Here is a 22,553-nt window from a genome sequence, read left to right on the forward strand (position 1 = left end):
GGAAAACAACAATCATGAACTACGTGAACACCCTGTTGGCCACGTGCCTGTCGCTGGCTGCCTTCAACGCGGCCCACGCCGCGGTATCCCCTGACCAGGCTGCCAAGCTGGGCAAGAGCCTGACCACCCTGGGCGCGGAAAAGGCCGCCAACGCCGATGGTTCGATCCCGGCCTACCAGGGCGGCCTGCTGACGCCGCCCGCCAGCTACCAGAGCGGCGCCAGCATGCGCCCCGACCCTTTCGCCAGCGACAAACCGCTGTTGGTCATCGATGGCAAGAACGCCGAGCAGTACAAGGCCCAACTGACGGCCACCACCCTTGAGCTGCTCAAGCGCTTCCCGACCATGCGCGTCGATGTCTACCCGACCCACCGCAGCGTCGCGCTGCCCCAGGCGGTGCTGGACAACACCCTGAAGAACGCCACCGGCGCCAACAGCCAGGAGGGTGGCACCGCCGTGAACAACGTGCTGCCGGGCATCCCGTTCCCGATCCCGCAGAACGGCGCCGAGGCGATGTGGAACTTCCTGCTGCGCTATCAGGGCGTGAGCATGACCGCCAAGTACGATTCGTGGAACGTCGATGCGGCCGGCAAGCCCACGCTGTCGACCACCGGCCAGGCCAACATCAGTTACCCGATCTACGAAGACATGAACAAGCCCATCGGCGCCAAGGACACGTACTACCAGATGAAACTGGTGTACACCGGCCCCGCCCGCCGCGCCGGCGAAGCAATGATGCTGCGCGATGCCGCCAACCCGCTGGTGCAGCCGCGCAGCGCCTGGCAGTACCTGCCTGGGCAGCGCCGGGTCAAGCTGGCGCCGAATCTGGCCTACGACACGCCCAACCCAGGCACCTCGGGCTCCGGCACCTACGATGACGTGTTCGTCTTCAACGGCGCCCTCGACCGCTACGACTGGACCCTGGTCGGCAAGCAGGAAATGTACGTGCCGTACAACACCTACCAGCTGACCTACAACACCGACGTCAAGCAGCTGATCACCCCCAACCACCTTGCCCCGCAGTTCGTGCGCTGGGAAAAACACCGTGTGTGGGTGGTGGAAGGCAAGCTCAAGGGCGGTGCGCGGCACATCTATCACAAGCGCCGCTTCTACCTCGACGAGGACAGCTGGGTCGCCCTGGCCTCCGACCAGTACGACGCCCGCGGCCAGCTGTACCGTGGCTCGTTCGCCTTCCTGACCCAGAGCTACGACAAGCAGACCCCGGACGCCACGCCGTTCATGATCTACGACCTGGTCGGCGGCACCTACAACCTCAACGGCGTGGTCGGTGCCTATGGCGGTATCCGCTACATCGACCCGCTGTCCAAGGCCCAGTGGTCGCCTGAATCTCTGGCCGGCAACGGCATCCGCTGAGCGCATGGCGCAGAGGTTCGCAATGTCTGTCTTCAAACGATGCAGCGTGGCGATGCTGTGCTGGGTTGCGCTGCAAGGCGCGGCCCAGGCAGCGCCTTTCACCGACGTGCTGGACCTACCGGCGATGCCCAGTGCATTGGCCGCCAGCAGTGCGCTGCGGGATGTGACCCGGGCCGGTGAGCGCCTGGTGGCGGTGGGCCCGCGTGGGCACATCCTGTATTCCGACGACCAGGGCGCGCACTGGCAGCAGGCCCAGGTGCCGGTCAGTGCCGACCTCAATGCCGTCAGCTTCGCCACCGCCGAGCAGGGTTGGGCGGTGGGTAACGACGGTGTGGTGCTGCACAGCCGTGACGGTGGCCAGCACTGGGAAAAGCAGCTCGATGGGCGTGCGCTGGCCGACGGCAGCGACAGCACCTTGCTCGATGTGTGGTTCAGCGATGACCAGCATGGCTATGCCGTAGGCCTGTTCAACCTGTTGCTGCGCACCGAGGACGGCGGCCAGCACTGGTTGCCGTGGCAGGACCACAGCGACAACCCGCAAGGCTTGCACCTGACCAGCCTGGCGCCGGTTGGTGAGGCGCTGTACATCACCGGCGAGCAGGGCCTTTTGCTCAAGCTGGATGCCGCTGGTGAGCGCTTCACCCAGGTGCCGACGCCCTATGCCGGCACCTTGTTCGGAGCCGTGGGCAAACCCGGGCTGCTGGTGATCTACGGCTTGCGTGGCAATGCCTACCGCAGCACCGACGGCGGCCAGCAATGGCAGCCGGTCAGCAGTGGCGTGCAGACCAGCCTGACGGCCGCGAGCCTCACGGCTGCCGGCGATGTCTGGCTGGCCAGCCAGGCTGGCGACCTGCTGCTCAGCCGCGATGGCGGCGCCAGCTTCAGCCCGCAGCCACAAGCCACACGCGGCCCGGTGACCGCGCTTGCCAGCACCGCCGCTACCGGGCTGGTGCTGGTGGGCGAGCGGGGCGTGCGCACCTTCGACGAGAGAAGACCCTGATGGCCGATATCCGCCAAGACCCACTGCCGGTGATCCACAACCTCGCCGACTTCGACCCCCGTTCGGGCAATCGCCTGGAGCGCCTGGTGTTCAACCATCGCCTGGCCTTTGTGCTGTGCATGCTCCTGACCACCCTGGTGCTGGGCTACATGGCACTGACCCGCCTGGAACTGCGCCCCAGCTTCGAGAAGATGCTGCCGCAGAGCCACCCCTACATTCAGAACTACCTGGAAAACCGCCCGTCGCTGCGCGGCCTGGGCAACTCGGTGCGGGTGGTGGTGGAGAACACCCGCGGCGACATCTTCGACCCCGACTACCTGCAGACCCTGCGCCAGATCAACGACGAGCTGTTCCTCAGTGACGGCGTCGACCGCGCCTGGATGAAATCGCTGTGGAGCCCGGCAGTGCGCTGGACCGAGGTCACCGAACAAGGCTTCCAGGGCGGCCCGGTGATGCCCGATGGCTACCAGGGCGGGGCTGCCGACATCGAGCAGCTGCGCCAGAACATCGAGCGCGCCAACATCGTCGGCAGCCTGGTGGCCCGCGACTTCAAGTCGAGCATGCTGATCGTGCCGCTGCTGGATCAGGATTCGGCCACCGGCAAAGGCATCGACTACCACGCCTTCTCGCAAAAGCTCGAGCACCTGCGCAGCCAGTACCAGGCCAGCGGCCAGTATCAGATACACGTGATCGGCTTCGCCAAGTTGATGGGCGACCTGATCGACGGGCTGATCCAGGTGATGGCGTTCTTTGCCTTGGCCGTGGTCACCAGCCTGGTGATCATCTACCTGTACACCCGCTGCGTGCGCAGCACCTTGCTGGTGGTGCTGTGTTCGCTGACAGCGGTGGTCTGGCAGCTGGGCATCGTCGCCTGGCTGGGCTATGCCATCGACCCGTACTCGATCCTGGTGCCGTTCCTGATCTTCGCCATCGGCGTCTCGCACGCCGCGCAGAAGATGAACGGCATCCTCCAGGACATCGGCCGTGGCACCCACCGGCAGATCGCCGCACGCTACACCTTCCGCCGCCTGTTCGTGGCCGGGGTCACCGCGCTGCTGGCGGACGCCGTAGGCTTTGCCGTGCTGATGCTGATCGATATCCCGGTGATCCAGGACCTGGCCATCACCGCCAGCATCGGCGTGGCGGTGCTGATCTTCACCTCGCTGCTGCTGATGCCGGTGGCGCTGTCGTATGTCGGCGTGGGCCGCAAGGCTGCCGAGCGCGCGTTGTACATCGATGCCCGCGCGGCGCAGCACCGTGGCTTTGGCCGCTTGTGGGACCTGCTCGACCGCTTCACCGAGCGCAAGTGGGCCACGGGCGCCTTGCTGGTGGCCGTGGCCCTGGCCGCCGTCGGGGTGTGGGGCAGCCTGCAACTAAAGATCGGCGACCTCGACAGCGGTGCCCCGGAGCTGCGCGCCGACTCGCGCTACAACCGCGACAACGCCTTCATCACCCGCCACTACGCACTGAGCAGCGACACCTTCGCGGTGATGGTCAAGACGCCGCCGGAAGGCTGCCTGCGCTACCAGACGCTGGTGCTGGCCGACCGCCTGGCCTGGGAGCTGCAGCAGCTGCCCGGGGTGCAGACCACCTTGTCGCTGGCCAACGCGGTGCGCCAGATCACCGCCGGCACCTACGAGGGCAACCCGCGCCTGAACAGCCTGCAGCGCAACCAGGACGTGCTCAACTACGCGGCCCAGCAGGCTTCGGTCAACACCCCGGAGCTGTTCAACAACGACTGCTCGCTGATGCCGGTGATCGCCTACCTCAAGGACCACCGCGCCGACACCCTGGCGCAGGTCGCCGCCACCGCCGAGCGCTTCGCCCAGGCCAACAGCGGCGAGGAACGCCAGTTCCTGCTGGCCGCCGGCAGCGCCGGTATCGAGGCCGCCACCAATATCGTCGTGCGCGAAGCCAACCACCGCATGCTGTTGCTGGTGTACCTGGCTGTCACCCTGTTCTGCCTGTTCACCTTCCGCAGCTGGCGCGCCACCCTGGTGGCGATCCTGCCGCTGATGCTCACCTCGCTGCTGTGCGAAGCGCTGATGGTGGCCATGGGCATCGGCGTCAAGGTCGCCACCTTGCCGGTGATCGCCCTGGGTGTGGGCATTGGCGTCGACTACGCGTTGTACCTGCTCAGCGTGCAGCTGCATCACCAGCGCGCCGGCCTGCCGCTGGCCCAGGCCTACCAGAAGGCCGTGGCGTTCACCGGGCGCGTGGTCGGGCTGGTGGGCATCACCCTGGCCGCCGGCGTGGTCGGTTGGGCCTGGTCGCCGATCAAGTTCCAGGCCGACATGGGCCTGCTGCTGACCTTCATGTTCCTCTGGAACATGCTCGGCGCGCTGGTGCTGATCCCGGCGCTGTCGCACTTCCTCCTGCGCGGCCATGGCGCCCCGGCGGCGAGCCGGGCCCGTGCCGCGTCACGTACGTCAACCCAAGAAACCGAGTGTTCGCCTCATGTCTGATTACCTTCCGCCACTGCGCGACATGGATTTCCTGTTCAACGAAGTGTTCGATATCCCGGCCTGGTGGGCGCAGACCCCGGCACTGGCCGAGCAGGTCGACGCCGACACTGCCCGGGCCGTGCTCGAACAGGCCGGCAAGCTGATTGCCGAGGTGGTGGCGCCGCTCAACCGCACAGGTGATGAACAGGGTTGCCGCTGGGAAGACGGCCGCGTGACCACCCCGGATGGCTTTGCCGACGCCTACCGGGCGTTTGCCGAAGATGGCTGGGTGGGGGTCGCTGGCGCGCCGGAGTACGGCGGCATGGGCATGCCGAAGGTGATCGGTGCCCAGCTCGAAGAGATGCTCAACGCTGCCAACCTGTCGTTTGGCCTGTACCCGATGCTCACCGCAGGCGCGTGCCTGTCGCTGCTCAACCACGCCAGCGAACCGCTCAAGGCCCGTTACCTGCCAGCGATGTACGAAGGGCGCTGGACCGGCTCGATGTGCCTGACCGAGCCGCACTGCGGCACCGACCTGGGCCTGCTGCGCACCCGCGCGGAACCGGCGGCCGATGGCCGTTACCGGGTCAGCGGCACCAAGATCTTCATTACCGGCGGTGAACAGGACCTGACCGAGAACATCATCCACCTGGTGCTGGCCCGCTTGCCCGACGCACCCGCCGGTGCCAAGGGCATTTCCCTGTTCCTGGTGCCCAAAGTGCTGGTCGACGACGATGGCGCGCTGGGCGAGGCCAATGCCGTCAGCTGCGGCTCGATCGAGCACAAGATGGGCATCAAGGCCTCGGCCACCTGCGTGATGAACTTCGACGGCGCCATCGGTTACCTGGTCGGCGAGCCGAACAAGGGCCTCAATGCCATGTTCACCATGATGAACTACGAGCGCCTGGGCGTGGGTATCCAGGGCCTGGCCCTGGGCGAGCGCTCCTACCAGAATGCCATCGCCTATGCCCGTGACCGCCAGCAGGGCCGCGCCCCGAGCGGCGCCGAGGTGCCGGGGCAGGCTGCCGACCCGATCATCGTGCACCCGGATGTGCGGCGCATGCTGCTGACCATGAAGGCCCTGAACGAAGGCGGGCGGGCATTCTCCACCTACGTGGCGCTGCAGCTGGACCTGGCCAAGTACAGCGAGGATGCCGGCGCCCGCCGCCTGGCCGAGGCCAAGGTGGCGTTGCTGACCCCGGTGGCCAAGGCCTTTCTCACCGACATGGGGCTGGAAACAACCGTGCATGGCCAGCAGGTGTTCGGTGGCCACGGTTACATCCGTGAATGGGGCCAGGAACAGTTGATTCGCGATTGCCGCATCACCCAGATCTACGAAGGTGCCAACGGCATCCAGGCCCTCGACCTGGTGGGGCGCAAACTGCTGGGCGACGGTGGCCAGGCGTATCGCCAGTTGTCAGCAGAGATCAGCGCGTACGCCGCAACGTTGCCTGCCGAATTCGGCACGCCGTTGCTGGCGGCCATGCACAACCTCGACGAACTGACCGCCTGGGTCCTCGACCGTGGCCAGGGCGACCCTCGGGAGATCGGTGCCGCCTCGGTGGAATACCTGCAGGTGTTCGGTTACACGCTCTATGCCTACCTCTGGGCACGCATGGCCGAAGTCGCCCTGAACACGGCGCAACCTGAGCCGTTCCACCAGAGCAAACTGGCCACCGCGAGGTTCTACTACGCACGCCTGCTGCCGCGCATCCACTCGCTGAGTGCCAGCGTCAAGGCGGGTAGCAGCAGCCTGTACCTGCTCGATGCCGACCTGCTGTGAAGGATGCCGCGATGACCACCACCCGTATCATGCCAGCCGCCGACCAGGCCTACGGCTACCCGCTGCTGATCAAGCGCCTGCTGTTGTCTGGCGTGCGCTACCAGCCGAACCAGGAAATCGTCTACGCCGACCAGTTGCGCTACAGCTACACGACGCTGGTCGAACGTATCCAGCGCCTGGCCAACGTGCTCACCGAGGCCGGGGTCAGGCCTGGCGACACCGTCGCCTTGCTCGACTGGGACAGCCACCGCGCCCTGGAGTGCTTCTTCGCCGTGCCGATGCTCGGCGCGGTGTTGCATACCGTCAACGTGCGGCTGTCGGCCGAGCAGGTCCGCTATACCATGAACCATGCCGAAGACCGGCTGGTGCTGGTGCATGACGACTTCCTGCCGCTGATGGCGCAGCTGCGCGAGGATTTGCCAACCGTGCAAGGCTTCATCCGCCTCAGCGATGGCGCCTGTGACCAGCCGACACTGCCCACGCTGGGCGAGTACGAGGCACTGCTGAGCGCGGCTTGCGCCAGCTTCGACTTCCCCGATTTCGACGAGCATTCCCTGGCGACGCTGTTCTACACCACCGGTACCACCGGCCACCCCAAGGGTGTGTACTTCAGCCATCGCCAGTTGGTGCTGCACACCTTGGCCGAGCAGGCAACCCTGGCTGCCTGCGGCGCCGAGCCCCTGTTGCGTGAGGGCGACGTGTACATGCCGATCACGCCGATGTTCCATGTGCATGCCTGGGGCGTGCCTTATGTGGCCACGGCGCTGGGCATCAAGCAGGTCTACCCGGGGCGCTACGAGCCCAACCGCCTGGTGCGGCTGTACCGGGAGGAGGGCGTGACCTTCTCGCACTGCGTGCCGACCGTGCTGCAGATGATGCTCGACAGCGACGAGGGCCGGCGTACCGACCTGGTCGGCTGGAAGATGCTGCTCGGCGGCAGCGCATTGACCGTCGGGCTGGCGCAACGGGCCAGCCATCGCGGCATTCGTGTGCATTGCGGCTATGGCATGTCGGAAAGCTGCCCGCTGCTCAGCGTCACCCGCCTGAGCGCGCAGGACCTGACGTTGCCGGTGGCCGAGCAGGTGCCGCTGCGCATAAACGCCGGCGTGCCGATCGTGCTGGTCGACCTGCGTATCGTCGATGACGCCGGCCTGGACGTGCCGCACGATGGTGAACGCCTGGGTGAAGTGGTGGTTCGCGCGCCATGGTTGACCCAGGGTTACCTCAAGGAGGCGGAGCAAGGCGCCGCGCTGTGGCGCGATGGCTGGCTGCATACCGGTGACCTGGCCTGCATCGACGCGGGCGGCGTGGTGCGCATCCGCGACCGGATCAAGGATGTGATCAAGACCGGCGGCGAGTGGATCAGCTCGGTCGAGCTGGAAAGCCTGATCAGCCAGCACCCGGCCGTCGAGGCAGTGGCAGTGATCGGCGTACCGGACCCACAGTGGGGCGAGCAGCCGTTGGCATTGCTGGTGTGCCGCGATGGCCGGCCACTGGAGGCCGCAGCACTGGCCGAGCATCTACAGCCTTTTGTCGCCAGCGGCCAGCTGAACAAGTGGGCGATTCCGCGGCAGGTGCGTTGTGTAGAGCAGATCCCGAAAACCAGCGTGGGCAAGGTTGACAAGAAGCTGATCAGGCAGGCACTGCTCACCGAATAACCGGCGCAAGAAAGCGGGTGCGGCAGGCGGCGGGCGACGTTAAAGTGCGCTGAAACTGGTTAGCCGTAGGGAATTCCGATGTCCAGCGCCTTTACGTTCATGTCGTCTCCGGTCGGCACCCTGACCCTGGTGGCACGCGGCGAGCGGCTTGCCGCCGTGTTGTGGGAGGAGGAGCGCGAGAACCGCGTGCGGCTGGGCGAGTTGCACCGCGATGACCGCCACCCGATGCTGTGCGAAACGGCCCGCCAACTGGGCGAGTACTTCGCCGGCACGCGGCAGCATTTCGAGCTGGAACTGGACTTTGCCGGAACCGAGTTCCAACGCCAGGTGTGGGCGGCCTTGCTGACCATTCCCTTTGGCCAGACCCGCAGCTACAGCGACATCGCCCGGCAGATCGGCAACCCCAGTGCCGTGCGGGCAGTGGGCGCGGCCAACGGGCGCAACCCGATCTCGATCATTGCCCCGTGTCACCGGGTGATTGGTGCGTCCGGGAGCCTGACCGGGTTTGCCGGTGGTTTGCCGGCCAAGCAGTATCTGCTGGCGCTGGAAGGGCGGCAGAGCCTGGCCCTGGACCTGTGATTTGCCTTCACCGGCCTCTTCGCGGGCAAGCCCGCTCCCACAGGATCACCACCCCTGCAAACCTGTGGTAGTCCTGTGGCAGCGGGCTTGCCCGCGAAAGGGCCAGTACAGGCATGACTTCAGGTAGCAGAAGCAGCCAGCGGCACGCCGAATGCGAGGTTGCCGGCGGTATCCAGCAGAATCAGGCCTTCAGCCTTGTCATCCAGCGCTGCCAGCAGGTTGCCCTGGCTGTCCCAGGCTGCTGAACCCCCGGCGCCAATGAAGTTGTCGGCCGGCCCCACGCAGTTGGCCAGCAATACCGGCATGCCCAGGGTGCGTGCCACCTCCGGGTAATGCTCGTTGCCTTCGCGCATGCCTTTGGCGGTCTTGGCCACGCTGACCAGATACAGCTCGGCACCTTGCGCATGGGCCTGCTCGGCATGTTCGATGAACATCGACTCATAGCAGATGGCCGGAGCGATCTGCAGTGTCCCTGCTTCGAACACCAGTGGTTGATCACCGGCCGTGAAGAACGGCCGTTCATCGTCATGCAGGCGCTGCTTGGCGTACGCCAGGGGTGGCAGGCCTGGGCGCAGAATGGGCATGCCGATGCGAATGCCTTCGGCGGTCGGCAATGGCAGCCCCACGGCCACGCTGATTGCCAGCTCATCACAAAGCGCCTGCAAGGGCCCGAGGCGGGCAGAAGTCACTGGCAGGGCCACCTGGCGTGCAACGGTCGGCTCGTAACCGGTCAACGACAGTTCCGGGAACACCACCAGCTCGGCGCCCAGTGCCGCGGCTTGCTCGATGCAGCGCAGATGGCGGTCCAGGTTGACCGCCAGGTCGCCTTTGCGCGACGCCAGTTGTACGGCACAGAGTTTCATGGTGCGTCCCATCCCTGGTACAGGTCGAAAGGCCGAGCATACCCCCGACACACTCGCCTGTACCAGCAATGGGTTGCTTCAGGACGTCGAGTGCGGGCCAAAACGTTGACGGAACCAGTCGTCGAGCATGGCCTTTTCCGCATACAGCCGGTCGCTGCTGTGAGAAGCCCGGCCTGGGCGGCTCAGGTACATCTTGTCGCTGACCCGCTCCTTGGCCTGTTGGTCGGGCTTGCCGGGCTGGCTCAGGGTGTAGCTCAGGTCAATGGTCGGCCAGGTGATGTCGCGCATGAAGCGCACATCGTAGGCCTGGCTGTGCCACGGCTCGTAGCGGCCGGCCAGGTCGATGTCGCGAATGTCGATGACCAGCTGCTGGCCGGGCTGCAGGTAGCGCTGGCCGAGCTTCTGCAGGTACACGGTCAGGGTCTTCATCACATAGGGGTCGGCGCCGCGTTCATAGCCTGGGCCATCGAGGCTGGCGTCGCGGAATTTTTCCGGGTGGTCGAAACGCACCTCGACCTGCGCAGGCGGGGTGCCTTGTGCCATGCTGTTGAATGACAGCGCCATGAGCACGGCACACACAAGAGCGTTACGCATGATGCACCTCCGGGGGCGGGCTGCGTGTCGCTCCATTTTACGCCGCCCAGGGCGCGCCAGCAGAGGAACATTGTAATGAGCCGGTTTCGGCGGGTAGCCGCCAACAACAAGGGGCGTGACTTGGCCGTGGGCGATATCCATGGTCATTTCCGGCGGCTGGAGCAATGCCTGGATGCAGTGGGTTTCGACTCCGCAGTGGACCGGCTGTTCAGCGTCGGCGACCTGGTCGACCGCGGCCCGCACAGTGAAGCATGCCTGTGGTGGCTGGAGCAGCCGTGGTTCCATGCGGTGCAGGGCAACCATGAATCGCTGGCGATCACGTACCTGCGTGGCGGGCGCCTGGATCTGGACATGTACCGTGCAGCGGGCGGTGGCTGGTTCATCGATAAGCCCAGGCGCGAGCAGGCGGTCTTTGTCGAACAGTTTCTGCAGTTGCCGATTGCCTTGGAGGTACAGACCCACGCCGGCCTGATCGGTCTGCTGCATGCCGACAGCCCTTTCAACGACTGGCAGGCATTGCGCGATAGCCTGCTGTTCGATGACGACGCGGGCGTTCGCGAGGTTTGCCAGTGGTCGCGTCAGCGCCTGAAGGACGGCAACACCGAGGTCGTGGCAGGGCTGCGCGCCTTGCTGGTCGGGCATACGCCTGTGTTGCGGGCCAAGCAGCTGGGCAATGTCTGGCACCTCGACACCGGCGGCTGGGCCAGTGGCCATTTCAGCCTGATGGACCTGGCCAGCCTGCGTCTGGTCAGCCCGGCAGCAGATGAATCAGCAGTGCCCCGGCCAGCCCCATCAGCATGACCCCGCAGGCCCGCTCCAGCCACGGCAGGGCACGCACGAAGCGCCGCAGCAGTCGTCTGTTGCCTATGGCTGCAGCCACCAACAGGTCCCACAGCAGCACGATGCTGAACATCCAGGCACTGTAGAGCCACTTCCAGCCTGCGCTGCTGCTGGCCACCATGCCGGCAAGGCTGGCATAGAACAGCGCGTTCTTGGGGTTCAGCACGCCGGACACAAAACCCATGCCCAGGCCACGCCACCAACCCTTGACCAAACCCTGCGCAGCAACGGCCGTCAGCTCGCTGCTACCCGCATGGCGCAGGAATAGCTGGCCGATGTAAAGCAGGTAGCCGGCACCGGCCAGTTGCAAGCTGATGAACAGCACACTGCCTTCGCGCAGGATGGCCAGGCCGGCGAAGGCCGTGGCAATGAACAGGCCATTGGCCAGGGCGATGCCCAGGCAGGCCCCGCTGGCCACACGCCAACCCGCTGCGACAGATGTGCGGGCCACCAGAAAGAAATCGGGCCCCGGCGAAAGCAGGGCGAGGAAGTGGGCGAGGGCGACGATCAAAAACTGCTCCATGGTGGGCTTTCTCGGGGGGAAAGCCGCAGTCTGGGCTGCTGCCCTGGCGCCGGTATTGAAGATTATTGCACGTGCCGGTACTGCCCCGGGGTCACCCCGACATGGGCTTTGAACACCCGCTGGAAGTGGCTCTGGTCGGCAAAGCCCAGCTGGTAGGCAACGTCGGCCAGCGCCAGCCCGTCACGCAGCAGTAGCCGGCCACGGTTGACCCGCGCGTTGAGCAGGTAGGCATGGGGTGTCAGCCCGGTGGCGGCGCGAAACGCGCGGATCAGTTGATAGCGGCCAAGGCCCGCTTGCCCGGCCAGCTGCTCAAGGCTCAGGTGCGCCAGGTCTTGCGCTTCGATATGTTCGATCAGCCCACGCAAGGACGGCATTTCCAGCGCAGGCGAGGGGGCTGCGAGCGATGCCGGTTGCGCCGAAAAATCGTGATCGCCGAGGAATGCCACCAGCGCTGCTTCCTTTTCGCGGCTGCTCGCTGCCGAGAAGAGCAGGTCGTTCAATGCGCAGAATTCGCGGTACAGCGCCGGTTCCCGGCTGATCCGCGCAGGGGCACCCGGCCTGGCGGCTGCGAGCCCTGACTCCAGGCGCAACTGCGCCAGCCAGCCGGCATCCACATGCAGCATCTGGTAGCTCCAGGCTTGGCCGGGTTCGGGGTTGCAGGCATGTACCCGCTGCGCTGGCACCAGCACCAGGGTGCCCGGCGTCAGGTGCTCTTGCCCGTCACCAGCGCCGCTGAAACAGCTGCTGCCGGCATCCACAGCGCCGATGGAGAAGGTCGGGTGACTGTGCGCCTTGTAGCAGGCGCGGCTATGGCAGGCACGGCGGCTTTCCACCCAGGGCAGTGCCGGGTCGCGCCAGAGCTGGGAGCGGGCAGTGGGCATGATGGGTTCCTCGATCAGCTCGGCAGCTTAGCAGCGCCGGGCGCTTGACCGTACAGTTTTTGCCGTTGGCTGTACCTTGACCCGGCCCCCGCCTGGCATCGACAGTAGCGTCTGATTTGCCTGGAGAACAAAATGGACCTGTCGAGCCTGTTGCTATTCATCCCTGCCTGCTTTGCCCTGAACATGGCGCCGGGGCCGAACAACCTGTTGTCGCTGCACAATGCCAGCCGCTACGGCCTGCGCACCGCCTGCGTGGCCGGTGGCGGGCGGATTCTCGCCTTCAGCGGCATGATCGCCCTGGCCGCCATGGGCCTGGCGGTGGTGCTGCACACCAGCGAATACCTGTTCCTGGCAATCAAGGTGGTGGGTGCGGCGTACCTGTTCTACATCGCCTGGCAGCTGTGGCGCGCCCCGGTGGGCGAGGCCGTGATGGCCAGTGATCACCCGCGCGGAACCTGGCGCCTGGCGCGCCAGGAGTTCTGGGTAGCGGCGGGCAACCCGAAAGCCATCCTGATCTTTACCGCTTTCCTGCCCCAGTTCGTAACGGTCGGCAGCGCCACCCCGGTAAGCGAGCAGTTCCTCTGGCTGGGCGTTTTGTTCCTGCTGCTTGAGTGGGCGGCCATCGCCATTTACTCAGGCCTGGGCGCCTACATGCAGCGCTGGTTCAGCCAGCCCGGCCCGCGCCGGCTGTTCAACCGGGTCAGCGCCTCGCTGCTCGGTTGCGCCGGCCTCGGCCTGCTGGCGGCGCGCCGTTAGAAATTGAAGCGCAGGCCCACGTTTGCGGCACTGCTTTCCTGTTGGCGGCTGTCCAGATTGCTCGTGTACTGCACGCCGCCATGCAGGCTCAGCGCCTCGCTGACTTGGACGACCAGGCCGGTTTCCAGCTGCAGCGAGGTGTAGCGGTAATCGGTCTTGATCTTGTCCACCCCATCGAACGTCAAGGTGTCGCGGCCGCCGTCGCCGTGCCATAGGTTGAGCTGAGCATAGGGTTGCAGCAGGCGGCCATTGCTGGCGCTGAAGGCACCTTCAAGGCGCACGCCGAGCCGGCCGGTCAGCTCGATCTGAGCGTTGTGGCTGACGTGCGAGATGCTGTCGTTGGCGCTGTCCAGCGAGACTTTCTGGGCAATCAGCTGGGCTTGGGGCTCCAGGGTCCAGCGTTCGGACACGCTGATCGGGTAGCCGGACTCCAGCGATGCGGTCCAGGCGTGGCCGTCGATGTTCAGCTTGTCACCCCGCTCGGAACGGGCGCGGCCATCGAGTTTCGTATACTGCAGCACGCTGTCGAGGTACCAACCTTGCGGGCCAACCAGCGTCCAGTAGCCGCCGACACTGTCGCCATCGAGCTTCAGGTCACCGACGCTGCGGTCCTCTACTGCCAACGCGAAGCCTTTGACATCGGCATCCAGACGGCTGTGGCTGACATACAGGCCCAGATGCTGGCGATAGCCGTTATCGCTGAGCTTGGCATACAGGTCCTGACCCACCTTGAAACCATACAGATTGCCGTCCAGGCTCGGGCTTACGGTGCCGCTCCATTGCTCGCGCAGCGCGCCGCCGTAGGCCTGGCCCCAGCTGGCGGGCAGGGCGCCTTGGCCGGTCAGCAGCTGTTGGTCACCCTGGCGCTGGTGGAAGGTGCCCAGGGCCTGACGGGCAATGATCGCCGCACCCCGTGGGGCTGCGGCATAAACCGGTACTTCTGGTCGATACAAAGGCACGCTGACGCCAGCCACCGGGGCTGGCAGCTCGGCCTGGCCGGGGGCCGGCGCAGCCACGGGCGGGGTCGCTGCGGGCTCGACCGGAGGTTCGCCTGGTGCTTGGGGGGCAGGGGTTGCCACCAGCGTCGAGCGCAGGTACCAGCTGTTTTCGCTGCCAGCGGTCACACCGCCTTTGAACAGCCGGTAGTCGTAGGCACCGACAGAGAGTGTCTGTGTCTGCACAAAGGCCGTGGCGGTGCTGGTGGCGCCATCACGGGCTTCGACGACCTGGATGCCGTTCTGGTGCGTGGCGGCGCCGCTGCCACCCAGGTTGTTGACCTCCAGGCGCGTGCTGCCGCTGATGCTGCCCTGGCTGACCACCAGCCGGTCGGATGCCGCGCCGTCGCCCGCGAGCACGCTGTTCACCCGCAGCAGGCCATTGTCACCTTGGTAGTTGCCATGGATGGTCAGGTGGCCTAGGGCGTCATTGCCCGTCGTCAAGTCGATGGTGCCTGCACTGTGCAGCGTTGCCTTTTGCCCTTCGCTGATGGCGCTGATCGATCCCTGGCGGGATATCAGCGTACTGCTGCCGTCAATGAGCAGGTCACCCGTGCCGCTGCCAGGTTGCTCAGGGGTGCCATCACCAAGGGTCAAGGTATCGTCGAGTGTGAGGCGGCTGTTTTCGAACAGACCGATTGCTTCCCAATTGACATACCGGGCTCCGCCATTGACCTGGCTGTTCTCGAATACCAGGCTGTCATTGCCGCGACCTCCGTCCAGTACGGTGACCAACGTGCCGGAGTCGAGGCCAACGATGCTTGCATGGTCATCACCTGGGCCCATATCGACCTTGCCGCCAATGCGGCCGCCTGTCCAGGTGAAGCGGTCGTCTCCCGTGCTGGCCAGTACATTGCCTTTTAACAGGCCGCCGCTGATGGTGATGTCGTCGGTACCGCCGCTGGTGCTGATGTTGCCACCTATAGTGCCGCCGCTAAAAATGATGATGTCGTTGTCGAAACCACTGACCAGATTGCCATCGATCCGGGTCTCGATACCAAGGTCCTGGGACATAGCGAAGTAGTTGTTGGCCAGCTTGAGGTCGACCCGGCCAATACGCCCGCCAGCGAAGATCGCGTAGTCGCCGTCCTCGAATGCAACGACGATCCACCCGCCAGCCATGTAGAACGTGTCGTAGCCTTGCCCTTGGTTGAGCGATTGCACCCTCCCGCCGGTCATCCTGTAATCGTCGATGGCTGAGGTCTGCACGATCGCGCCCAGGTTATCGCCAGGCGAAACCACCAAGGCTTGGGCATGAACGATCAGCGGCAAGGGGAGCAGAGAAAAAACAGCAGGCAGCAGCAGGCGAGGGCAACGCATCGGCAGGTCTCCGTGTCCATTTGAAGGGACCACTACCTGAGGCGGCATCTCTTGTGCCGTTTCGGCCCTGCCTGAGTTGTATGTAATGCGCGAACAAGGGACAACTGGCAAAAATGTCAGGTGGCCCGTAGCTATCAGTCGCGGTAGAAGGTCTGCACCAGGTGGAAGCCGAACTTGCTCTTGATCGGGCCATGGACCACGCGCAGGGGCTTCTTGAAGATCACCTGGTCGATCGCGCCTACCATCTGCCCGGGGCGGATTTCACCGAGGTCGCCGCCACGCTTGCCCGAAGGGCAGATGGAGAACTTCCTGGCCAGCACATCGAAAGCTTCGCCGTTGGCGATGCGTTGTTTGAGCTTTTCGGCTTCGTCAGCGGTCTTGACCAGGATGTGGCGGGCTTGAGCTTTCATGGGACACCTGTGCTTCGGGGCAAAAAAAGGGCGCCATTATGCCTGATCACGCAGCTCCGTGCGGTCACGAAACTGCTCCAGCGCCTGGGGGTTGGCCAGGGCATCGGTATTTTTCACCGGCAGCCCGTGCACCACATTGCGGATGGCCAGTTCCACCAGCTTGCCGCTGATGGTGCGCGGGATGTCGCTGACCTGGGCGATCACCGCCGGCACATGGCGCGGCGTGGTGTACTGGCGGATCACCTGGCGAATGCGCTGGCGCAGGGCGTCGTCCAGTTGCAGGCCATCGCGCAGGCGCACGAACAGCACCACGCGCACATCGCCGTGCCAGTCCTGGCCGATGGCCACGCTTTCCAGCACTTCTTCGACCTTTTCCACCTGGCGGTAGATCTCTGCGGTGCCGATCCGCACACCGCCCGGGTTGAGCACGGCATCGGAGCGGCCATGTATCAGCAGGCCGCCGCTGCTGCGCTGCTCGGCGTAGTCGCCCTGTGCCCAGACCCCGGGGAACTGGCTGAAATAGGCGTTGTGGTAGCGACTGCCGTCGTCGTCGTTCCAGAAGCCCAAGGGCATCGACGGGAAGTTGCGGGTGCAGACCAGCTCGCCTTTTTCATCGAGCACCGGCTGGCCCTGTTCGTTCCACACCTCCACCGCCATGCCCAGGCCCTTGCAGGCCATCTCGCCGCGGCGCACCGGCAGGGTCGGGTTGCCGAGCACGAAGCACGAGACGATATCGGTACCCCCGGACATCGACGCCAGGCACAGGTCGGCCTTGATCTTGCTGTACACGTAGTCGTAGCTGTGGGGCGACAAGGGCGAACCGGTGGAGAGGATCAGTTGCAGGCTGTCCAGCCTATGACTGCGCGCAGGCTCCAGCCCTTGCTGCTCCAGCGCGGCCAGGTACTTGGCACTGGTGCCGAAGGCCTGGATGCGTTCGGCGTCGATCAGGTCGAGCAGGCGCTCGGGGCCGGGGTGGAATGGCGAGCCGTCGTACAGCACCAGGGTGGCACCGATGGCCAGGCCGCTGGCCAGCCAGTTCCACATCATCCAGCCACAGGTGGTGTAGTAGAACAGTACGTCGTCGGCCTTCAGGTCGTTGTGCAGGCCGTGTTCCTTGAGGTGCTGCAGCAGCACGCCACCGGCGCGGTGGACGATGCACTTGGGCACACCGGTGGTGCCGCTGGAATAGAGGATGTACAGCGGGTGGTCGAATGGCAGCGAAGCAAATAAAGGTTCGCCGCCGGCCTTGTAGAAGTCGTCCCACAGGCTGACCTTGGCGGCGTTGAATTCGGACGCTTGGGTCTGGGGGCGGGTATAAGGCACCACGATCAACTGCTGCAGCCCCGGAAGCTGGGCGCAGACCTGGTTGATCTTGTCGACCTGATCGATCGACTTGCCGGCGTATTGATAACCGGCGCAGACCAACAGCAGTTTCGGTTCGATCTGGCCAAACCGGTCGATGATGCCGTGCAGGCCGAACTCTGGCGAAGACGTCGACCAGACCGCGCCAAGACTGCTGCAGGTGAGCATCGCCACCAGGGTCTGCCAGGTGTTGGGCATCACGGCGGCGATGCGGTCTCCGGGCTCGATGCCGGCGGCCTTGAACGCCTTCTGCAGGCCCGCGACTTCGGCGGCCAGTCGGGCATGGGTGAAGACTACCCGCTGGCCATCTTCGCGAACAGAAACCAGTGCAGGTCGGTCGTCACGCCGACGCAGCAGGTGTTCGGCGAAATTCAGGGTGGCGCCGCTGAACCAGCGGGCTTGAGGCATAAGCGCACCTTCGCTGAGGATCTGGCTGGGCGGGGTGTGCCAGGCCACCTGGAAATAGTCGGCAAGGGTTTGCCAGAAGGCCGCGCGCTGCTCGATGCTCCAGCGGTGCAAGGCCGCATAGTCGTTGAGCTGCAGGTTGTAGCGCAGGTTGACCCGGCGGCGGAAGGCATCCATCCGGCTGGCTTCGATCTGCGCCGTGGAGGGGCGCCAGAGCACGTCGTTCATGCCGAACCTCCCGATACTGCTTGAGGTCGAGGGCCCCACGACGAGGCCCTCGGGGTTACTTATTCCACTTTAGCGCTTTGCACGTCAGGCGACGCCGACCACACGCGATAACGCACTTCGACACCCTTGGGCACGTACACCACCACCGGCAGCTTGCTGTTGTAGCGCAGCATGAAGCCTTCACCGACCACCGGCACGAAGGCCTGGGTCTTCTTGCCATCCGGGCAGGCCATCAGGGTGCTGGCCGGGCCACCGACCTTGTCCAGGCGGTAGTAGCTGTAGCCCCAGCCTTCCAGGGTGTGCTCTTGCAGGCTGCCGGCCAGGCGCTGGCGGTTGCAGTCCACTTGCAGCGTCTTGCCCGCCAGGATTTCCAGCTTGTGGGCCGATTCATCGGTTTGCGCCGGCAGGTGGATGACCTGCCGGGTAAAGCCTTTTTCCGCCTCGGGATAGGGCGCGACGTCCTTGAGGCTGGCAGCCATCGCCGGAGCGGCGGCGGCCAGGGTCAGGGCAAAGATCGCGGTCATTGGGTTTGGGCGCATAGGGCCTCCTTGCAGATGAACGAGTGCAAGACCGTTGCCAGGCCCAGGCCGCCAGTCACTGGGCCAACCAGCCACCATCGACGTTCCAGGCGGCTCCGCGAACCTGGCTACCGGCCTCGCTGCACAAGAATAGTACCAGCTCACCGAGGTGCTCGGGCGTGACGAAGGCCAGCGAGGGTTGTTTCTCGGCCAGCAGATCGTGCAGTGCTTGCTGTGGGTCGACGCCGTTGGCGGCACGATCGTCGATCTGTTTCTGCACCAGCGGGGTCAGCACCCAGCCTGGGCAGATGGCATTGCAGGTGACGTTGCTGGTGGCGGTTTCCAGCCCCACCACCTTGGTCAACCCGACCACGCCGTGCTTGGCCGCCACATAGGCCGCCTTGCCGGTGGAACCGACCAGCCCGTGCACCGAAGCGATATTGATGATCCGCCCCCAGTTGCGCGCGCGCATGCCCGGCAGGGCCAGGCGGGTGCCATGGAACACGGCCGAGAGGTTGAGGGCGATGATCTTGTCCCAGCTCTCCAGCGGGAACTGCTCCACCGGCGCCACGTGCTGGATGCCGGCGTTGCTGACCAGGATGTCGACACCACCGAACTCGCGCTCGGCCATCGCGAACAGCGCTTCGATCTGCGCCACATCGGACAGGTCCGCCGGGTGGTGGGCAACCTTGACGCCATGGCTGGCGATTTGCGCCAGTGCCGCCGCCGGGTCGCCGAAGCCATTGAGCAGGATGTTGGCACCGGCGCGGGCCAGCACCTGGGCGATGCCCAAGCCGATGCCGCTGGTGGAGCCGGTGACGAGTGCAGTCTTGCCTTTCAAAGTCATGCAGAAACTCCTTAGACGATGCCGGTGGCGTAGAAGGTGGCGATGACCACGAATACCGCCAGGGTCTTGATCAGGGTAATACCGAAAATGTCCTTGTAGGCTTCGCGGTGGGTCAGCCCGGTCACCGCCAGCAAGGTGATCACCGCGCCGTTGTGCGGCAGGGTGTCCATGCCGCCGCTGGCCATCGCGGCCACCCGGTGCAGCACTTCGAGGGGAATGTTGGCGGCGTGGGCCGCGGCGATGAAGCTGTCGCTCATCGCCGCCAGGGCGATGCTCATGCCACCTGAAGCGGAGCCGGTGATGCCGGCCAGCAGGGTCACGGTGATCGCTTCGTTGACCAACGGATTGGGAATGCCGCGCAAGGCATCAGCCAGTACCAGAAAACCTGGCAGCGAGGCGATCACCGCGCCAAAACCGTACTCGGACGCAGTGTTCATGGCCGCCAGCAGGGCGCCGCCGACCGCGCTCTTGGTGCCCTCGGCCAGGCGTTCGCGGATCACCCCGAAGGCGCACACCAGCACCATCAGGATGCCTACCAGCAGCGCGGCCTGCACCGCCCAGATGGCTGTGAGCTTGGCTACGTCACTGTTTACCGGCGCGCTCATGCCGGGCAACTGCAGGGTGTGGCTGGAGCCGTACCACTGCGGGATCCAGTGGGTGAACAGCAGGTTCATCACGCCCACCAGCACCAGTGGCGACAGGGCCAGCCAGGGGTTGGGCAGGGCCAGGTCGGCAGCCGTCTCAGGTTCGTTGCGCAGGTTGCTGCCGTAGCCTTCACCCGCTCGCTGAGCCTTGTTGCGTTGGCGCTGCAGGTAAAGCATGCCGCTGCAGAACACGAACAGCGTGCCGATCAGGCCCAGCCACGGCGCGGCCCAGGCGGTGGTGTTGAAGAAGGTGCTGGGGATGATGTTCTGGATCTGCGGGGTGCCGGGCAAGGCATCCATGGTGAACGAGAACGCGCCCAGGGCGATGGTCGCCGGGATCAGGCGTTTGGGGATGTCGCTTTGGCGGAACATCTCGGCGGCGAACGGATACACCGCGAACACCACCACGAACAACGACACGCCACCGTAGGTGAGCAGGGCACAGACCAGCACGATGACCAGCATCGCCTGGCGGGTACCGAGCAGGCGGATGGCGGCGGCGACGATCGAGCGCGAGAAGCCCGACAGTTCGATGAGTTTGCCGAACACCGCGCCGAGCAGGAACACCGGGAAGTACAGCTTGATGAAGCCGACCATTTTTTCCATGAACACCCCGGTGAACGCAGGGGCCACTGCGGCCGGGTCGGTGAGCAGGACGGCGCCGAGAGCGGCGATCGGGGCGAAGAGGATTACGCTGTAACCGCGGTAGGCGGCCAGCATCAGCAGGGCCAAGGCGGCGAGGGCGATGAGCACGGTCATCGGGGTGGATCTCCTGGGTGAGTCTTGTTGTTATGGGTGACCGGGAGATAGCGGGAATCGTGCCAAATATGTAACTAGTTGAATTTAAAGGAATTATTAAGTTTGGTGATGAGCGGTGTCTACATTTTGAGATTGCATGGGGCTGCTTTGCAGCCCATCGCGGCTGAAGCCGCTCCTACAGGAGACCGCGATACCCTGTAGGAGCGGCTTCAGCCGCGATCGAGGGCGTAGCCCTCGCAATAATCTCCAAACGGAAACAAAATTCTCTAATCAGAGACCAAGGGCTACCATTTTCTTGTACAAGGTCGAGCGCCCCAACCCCAGCGCCTTGGCAGCTTCCGGCACATTCCCCGCCTGTTCGGCCAACGCCCCGGCAATCAGCTGCCGCTCGAACTGTTCACACGCCTCACGATAGCTCATCCGCTGTTCCTGACCCGCAACCGGGCTCAACGGCCCCAGCGCCGCCGTCAGGTCGGCTACGCCCAGGCGTGGCTGGTCAGTCAGCAATGTCGCCCGCTCCAGCACATTGCGCAGCTCGCGAATGTTCCCCGGCCACGCGTGCCGCGCCAACAAGGCCAGGGCATCGAGCTCCAGTTCGTACTGGCTGCCCAGTTCGGCCAGGATCGCTTCGCACAACGCCGGCAGGTCCTCGACCCGCTCGCGCAGCGGCGGTACCGCGATCGGCAGCACATTCAGCCGGTAGTACAGGTCGGCACGGAACGCCCCCCGAGCCATGGCGGCCTGCAGGTCGATGGAGGTGGCGGCAATGATGCGCACATCGCTGCGCAGCATCTGGTTCGAGCCGACCGGTTCGTACTCCTTTTCCTGCAGCACACGCAGCAGCTTGCTCTGCAGCGCCAGGGGCATGTCACCGATTTCGTCGAGGAACAACGTGCCGCCCTCGGCCAGTTGCAGCTTGCCGCTGCGGCCCTTGCGGTCGGCCCCGGTAAAGGCGCCGGGCGCGGTGCCGAAGAATTCGGCTTCCAGCAAGGTCTCGGGGATTGCTGCGCTGTTGATGCTGACGAAGGCCTTGTGTGCCCGCGCGGAGGCGGCGTGGATGGCATGGGCCAGCAACTCCTTGCCGGTGCCGGTCTCGCCCAGCAACAGCACCGGCGAATCGCTGCCTGCACCGCGCCGTGCGCGGCGCTTGGCCTCGAGGCTGGCCGGGCTGCTGCCGACGAACTGGGCGAAGCTGTATTTGGCCTGGCGTGCGCGCAATTGCGAACGGGTGCTGGCCAGTTCCTGCTGCATGCTCGAATAGCGCTTGAGCAGGGGCGACAGGCTGCGCAGCTCTTCGAACAGGGCAAAGCCGATGGCGCCGATCAGTGCACCCTGGGCGTCGTGGATCGGCAGGCGCATCACCACCAGCGGCTCGTTGGGGGTGTCGAGCATGTCCAGCAGAATTGGCCGACCATTGCTCACCACCTGACGCATCAGGCTGCCCGGGATGACCGCCTCGCAGGGTTGGCCGATTGCGCTGGCGGCGTCGGTGAGGCCGAAACGCCTGGCGTAGCGCTCGTTCATCCAGACGATGCGAGCGTCGCGGTCGACGATCACCGTGCCTTCGCTGGACTGCTCGATGATCTCGAACAGCGAGCGGATCGCCAGTTGCCGTACCTGGGGGTAGTCCTTGAGGCTGTCGCTGTCGTGCATCTTCTTCTACCTGAATCTTGTGAGTGCAGGCCCGGCCTCTTCGCAGGCAAGCCCGCTCCCACAGGTATTCCACACTTTTCAGCTTTGTGGCGATCCTGTGGGAGCGGGCTTGCCCGCG

Annotated in this window: 19 protein-coding genes; 8 read left to right on the forward strand and 11 right to left on the reverse strand. The window is 65.2% G+C overall.

Annotated elements, in window-relative coordinates:
• Positions 1–14 precede the first annotated feature (14 nt).
• The 6 genes from ACIPZ5_RS10990 to ACIPZ5_RS11015 all read left to right on the forward strand — a co-directional run bounded on the left by ACIPZ5_RS10990 (position 15) and on the right by ACIPZ5_RS11015 (position 8,837).
• Positions 15–1,373 carry a DUF1329 domain-containing protein gene (locus tag ACIPZ5_RS10990; RefSeq protein WP_400808543.1) on the forward strand — a complete coding sequence of 453 codons (1,359 nt, stop codon included), beginning with the start codon at positions 15–17 and terminating at the stop codon, positions 1,371–1,373.
• Between the two features lie 22 nt (positions 1,374–1,395).
• Positions 1,396–2,373: a YCF48-related protein gene (locus ACIPZ5_RS10995; RefSeq protein WP_261940041.1), complete on the forward strand. Its 978-nt coding sequence runs from the start codon at positions 1,396–1,398 to the stop codon at positions 2,371–2,373.
• Complete coding sequence (locus tag ACIPZ5_RS11000; protein WP_400808545.1) at positions 2,373–4,838, forward strand: RND family transporter; 2,466 nt, start codon at positions 2,373–2,375, stop codon at positions 4,836–4,838. The genes ACIPZ5_RS10995 and ACIPZ5_RS11000 overlap by 1 nt, the downstream gene beginning before the upstream one ends.
• The gene (locus tag ACIPZ5_RS11005) at positions 4,831–6,600 is read left to right on the forward strand and encodes an acyl-CoA dehydrogenase C-terminal domain-containing protein (RefSeq protein ID WP_400808547.1); all 1,770 of its coding nucleotides are present in this window, start codon (positions 4,831–4,833) and stop codon (positions 6,598–6,600) included. The genes ACIPZ5_RS11000 and ACIPZ5_RS11005 overlap by 8 nt, the downstream gene beginning before the upstream one ends.
• Before the next feature lie 11 nt (positions 6,601–6,611).
• A complete protein-coding gene (locus tag ACIPZ5_RS11010) occupies positions 6,612–8,258 on the forward strand; it encodes a fatty acid--CoA ligase (RefSeq protein WP_400808550.1) in 1,647 nt (548 codons plus the stop codon).
• A gap of 78 nt (positions 8,259–8,336) precedes the next feature.
• A complete protein-coding gene (locus tag ACIPZ5_RS11015; RefSeq protein WP_400808553.1) occupies positions 8,337–8,837 on the forward strand; it encodes a methylated-DNA--[protein]-cysteine S-methyltransferase in 501 nt (166 codons plus the stop codon).
• 119 nt (positions 8,838–8,956) lie between these two features.
• Here the strand turns inward: ACIPZ5_RS11015 and ACIPZ5_RS11020 are convergent, their stop codons facing one another.
• Both ACIPZ5_RS11020 and ACIPZ5_RS11025 read right to left on the reverse strand, forming a co-directional pair.
• On the reverse strand, positions 8,957–9,700 hold the full coding sequence (locus tag ACIPZ5_RS11020; RefSeq protein WP_400808555.1) for a carbon-nitrogen hydrolase family protein: 744 nt from the start codon (positions 9,698–9,700) through the stop codon (positions 8,957–8,959).
• A 78-nt stretch (positions 9,701–9,778) separates the two neighbouring features.
• The gene (locus tag ACIPZ5_RS11025; protein ID WP_261940035.1) at positions 9,779–10,294 is read right to left on the reverse strand and encodes a DUF3016 domain-containing protein; all 516 of its coding nucleotides are present in this window, start codon (positions 10,292–10,294) and stop codon (positions 9,779–9,781) included.
• Positions 10,295–10,369: 75 nt separating this feature from the next.
• Here ACIPZ5_RS11025 and ACIPZ5_RS11030 point away from each other — a divergent pair, with 75 nt between their 5' ends.
• Positions 10,370–11,095 carry a metallophosphoesterase gene (locus ACIPZ5_RS11030; protein ID WP_400808557.1) on the forward strand — a complete coding sequence of 242 codons (726 nt, stop codon included), beginning with the start codon at positions 10,370–10,372 and terminating at the stop codon, positions 11,093–11,095.
• Here the strand turns inward: ACIPZ5_RS11030 and ACIPZ5_RS11035 are convergent.
• A complete protein-coding gene (locus tag ACIPZ5_RS11035) occupies positions 11,043–11,657 on the reverse strand; it encodes a LysE family translocator (RefSeq protein WP_400808559.1) in 615 nt (204 codons plus the stop codon). The two genes, ACIPZ5_RS11030 and ACIPZ5_RS11035, sit on opposite strands and share 53 nt — an antisense overlap.
• A 62-nt stretch (positions 11,658–11,719) precedes the next feature.
• Positions 11,720–12,538: an AraC family transcriptional regulator gene (locus tag ACIPZ5_RS11040; RefSeq protein WP_400808562.1), complete on the reverse strand. Its 819-nt coding sequence runs from the start codon at positions 12,536–12,538 to the stop codon at positions 11,720–11,722.
• A 132-nt stretch (positions 12,539–12,670) separates the two neighbouring features.
• Here ACIPZ5_RS11040 and ACIPZ5_RS11045 point away from each other — a divergent pair, with 132 nt between their 5' ends.
• Entirely contained in the window at positions 12,671–13,294 is a 624-nt protein-coding gene (locus ACIPZ5_RS11045; protein WP_261940031.1) for a LysE family translocator, read from the forward strand.
• Here ACIPZ5_RS11045 and ACIPZ5_RS11050 read toward each other — a convergent pair.
• From ACIPZ5_RS11050 to ACIPZ5_RS11080, 7 genes are all read right to left on the reverse strand, one after another.
• Positions 13,291–15,609 (reverse strand): autotransporter outer membrane beta-barrel domain-containing protein, encoded by a 2,319-nt coding sequence (locus tag ACIPZ5_RS11050; RefSeq protein WP_400808565.1) that lies wholly within the window; start codon positions 15,607–15,609, stop codon positions 13,291–13,293. The two genes, ACIPZ5_RS11045 and ACIPZ5_RS11050, sit on opposite strands and share 4 nt — an antisense overlap.
• 134 nt (positions 15,610–15,743) lie before the next feature.
• Positions 15,744–16,019, reverse strand: coding sequence for a peptidylprolyl isomerase (locus ACIPZ5_RS11055; RefSeq protein ID WP_261940030.1), 276 nt, complete (start codon positions 16,017–16,019; stop codon positions 15,744–15,746).
• 36 nt (positions 16,020–16,055) lie between these two features.
• The gene (locus tag ACIPZ5_RS11060) at positions 16,056–18,014 is read right to left on the reverse strand and encodes an acetoacetate--CoA ligase (protein ID WP_400808567.1); all 1,959 of its coding nucleotides are present in this window, start codon (positions 18,012–18,014) and stop codon (positions 16,056–16,058) included.
• A gap of 59 nt (positions 18,015–18,073) precedes the next feature.
• The gene (eco, locus tag ACIPZ5_RS11065) at positions 18,074–18,553 is read right to left on the reverse strand and encodes a serine protease inhibitor ecotin (protein WP_400808569.1); all 480 of its coding nucleotides are present in this window, start codon (positions 18,551–18,553) and stop codon (positions 18,074–18,076) included.
• 55 nt (positions 18,554–18,608) lie between these two features.
• On the reverse strand, positions 18,609–19,379 hold the full coding sequence (gene hbdH / locus ACIPZ5_RS11070) for a 3-hydroxybutyrate dehydrogenase (protein ID WP_400808571.1): 771 nt from the start codon (positions 19,377–19,379) through the stop codon (positions 18,609–18,611).
• An 11-nt stretch (positions 19,380–19,390) separates the two neighbouring features.
• Complete coding sequence (locus ACIPZ5_RS11075) at positions 19,391–20,782, reverse strand: GntP family permease (RefSeq protein WP_400808573.1); 1,392 nt, start codon at positions 20,780–20,782, stop codon at positions 19,391–19,393.
• Positions 20,783–21,052: 270 nt separating this feature from the next.
• Positions 21,053–22,435, reverse strand: a complete 1,383-nt coding sequence (locus tag ACIPZ5_RS11080) for a sigma-54 interaction domain-containing protein (RefSeq protein ID WP_400808574.1) — start codon at positions 22,433–22,435, stop codon at positions 21,053–21,055.
• Positions 22,436–22,553 lie beyond the last annotated feature (118 nt).

The organism is Pseudomonas sp. NPDC089428 (assembly GCF_044749325.1).
Classification (GTDB): domain Bacteria; phylum Pseudomonadota; class Gammaproteobacteria; order Pseudomonadales; family Pseudomonadaceae; genus Aquipseudomonas.

Excerpts from the sequence above, each read along its gene's own strand:
- ACIPZ5_RS10995 (WP_261940041.1), top strand. The coding sequence starts at position 1,396 with ATGTCTGTCTTCAAACGATGCAGCGTGGCGATGCTGTGCTGGGTTGCG.
- ACIPZ5_RS11020 (WP_400808555.1), bottom strand. The coding sequence starts at position 9,700 with ATGAAACTCTGTGCCGTACAACTGGCGTCGCGCAAAGGCGACCTGGCG.
- ACIPZ5_RS11080 (WP_400808574.1), bottom strand. The coding sequence starts at position 22,435 with ATGCACGACAGCGACAGCCTCAAGGACTACCCCCAGGTACGGCAACTG.
- ACIPZ5_RS11060 (WP_400808567.1), bottom strand. The coding sequence starts at position 18,014 with ATGAACGACGTGCTCTGGCGCCCCTCCACGGCGCAGATCGAAGCCAGC.
- hbdH (WP_400808571.1), bottom strand. The coding sequence starts at position 19,379 with ATGACTTTGAAAGGCAAGACTGCACTCGTCACCGGCTCCACCAGCGGC.
- ACIPZ5_RS11075 (WP_400808573.1), bottom strand. The coding sequence starts at position 20,782 with ATGACCGTGCTCATCGCCCTCGCCGCCTTGGCCCTGCTGATGCTGGCC.
- ACIPZ5_RS11005 (WP_400808547.1), top strand. The coding sequence starts at position 4,831 with ATGTCTGATTACCTTCCGCCACTGCGCGACATGGATTTCCTGTTCAAC.
- ACIPZ5_RS11035 (WP_400808559.1), bottom strand. The coding sequence starts at position 11,657 with ATGGAGCAGTTTTTGATCGTCGCCCTCGCCCACTTCCTCGCCCTGCTT.
- ACIPZ5_RS10990 (WP_400808543.1), top strand. The coding sequence starts at position 15 with ATGAACTACGTGAACACCCTGTTGGCCACGTGCCTGTCGCTGGCTGCC.
- ACIPZ5_RS11050 (WP_400808565.1), bottom strand. The coding sequence starts at position 15,609 with ATGCGTTGCCCTCGCCTGCTGCTGCCTGCTGTTTTTTCTCTGCTCCCC.
- ACIPZ5_RS11015 (WP_400808553.1), top strand. The coding sequence starts at position 8,337 with ATGTCCAGCGCCTTTACGTTCATGTCGTCTCCGGTCGGCACCCTGACC.
- ACIPZ5_RS11025 (WP_261940035.1), bottom strand. The coding sequence starts at position 10,294 with ATGCGTAACGCTCTTGTGTGTGCCGTGCTCATGGCGCTGTCATTCAAC.
- ACIPZ5_RS11030 (WP_400808557.1), top strand. The coding sequence starts at position 10,370 with ATGAGCCGGTTTCGGCGGGTAGCCGCCAACAACAAGGGGCGTGACTTG.
- ACIPZ5_RS11055 (WP_261940030.1), bottom strand. The coding sequence starts at position 16,019 with ATGAAAGCTCAAGCCCGCCACATCCTGGTCAAGACCGCTGACGAAGCC.
- eco (WP_400808569.1), bottom strand. The coding sequence starts at position 18,553 with ATGCGCCCAAACCCAATGACCGCGATCTTTGCCCTGACCCTGGCCGCC.
- ACIPZ5_RS11010 (WP_400808550.1), top strand. The coding sequence starts at position 6,612 with ATGACCACCACCCGTATCATGCCAGCCGCCGACCAGGCCTACGGCTAC.
- ACIPZ5_RS11040 (WP_400808562.1), bottom strand. The coding sequence starts at position 12,538 with ATGCCCACTGCCCGCTCCCAGCTCTGGCGCGACCCGGCACTGCCCTGG.
- ACIPZ5_RS11000 (WP_400808545.1), top strand. The coding sequence starts at position 2,373 with ATGGCCGATATCCGCCAAGACCCACTGCCGGTGATCCACAACCTCGCC.
- ACIPZ5_RS11045 (WP_261940031.1), top strand. The coding sequence starts at position 12,671 with ATGGACCTGTCGAGCCTGTTGCTATTCATCCCTGCCTGCTTTGCCCTG.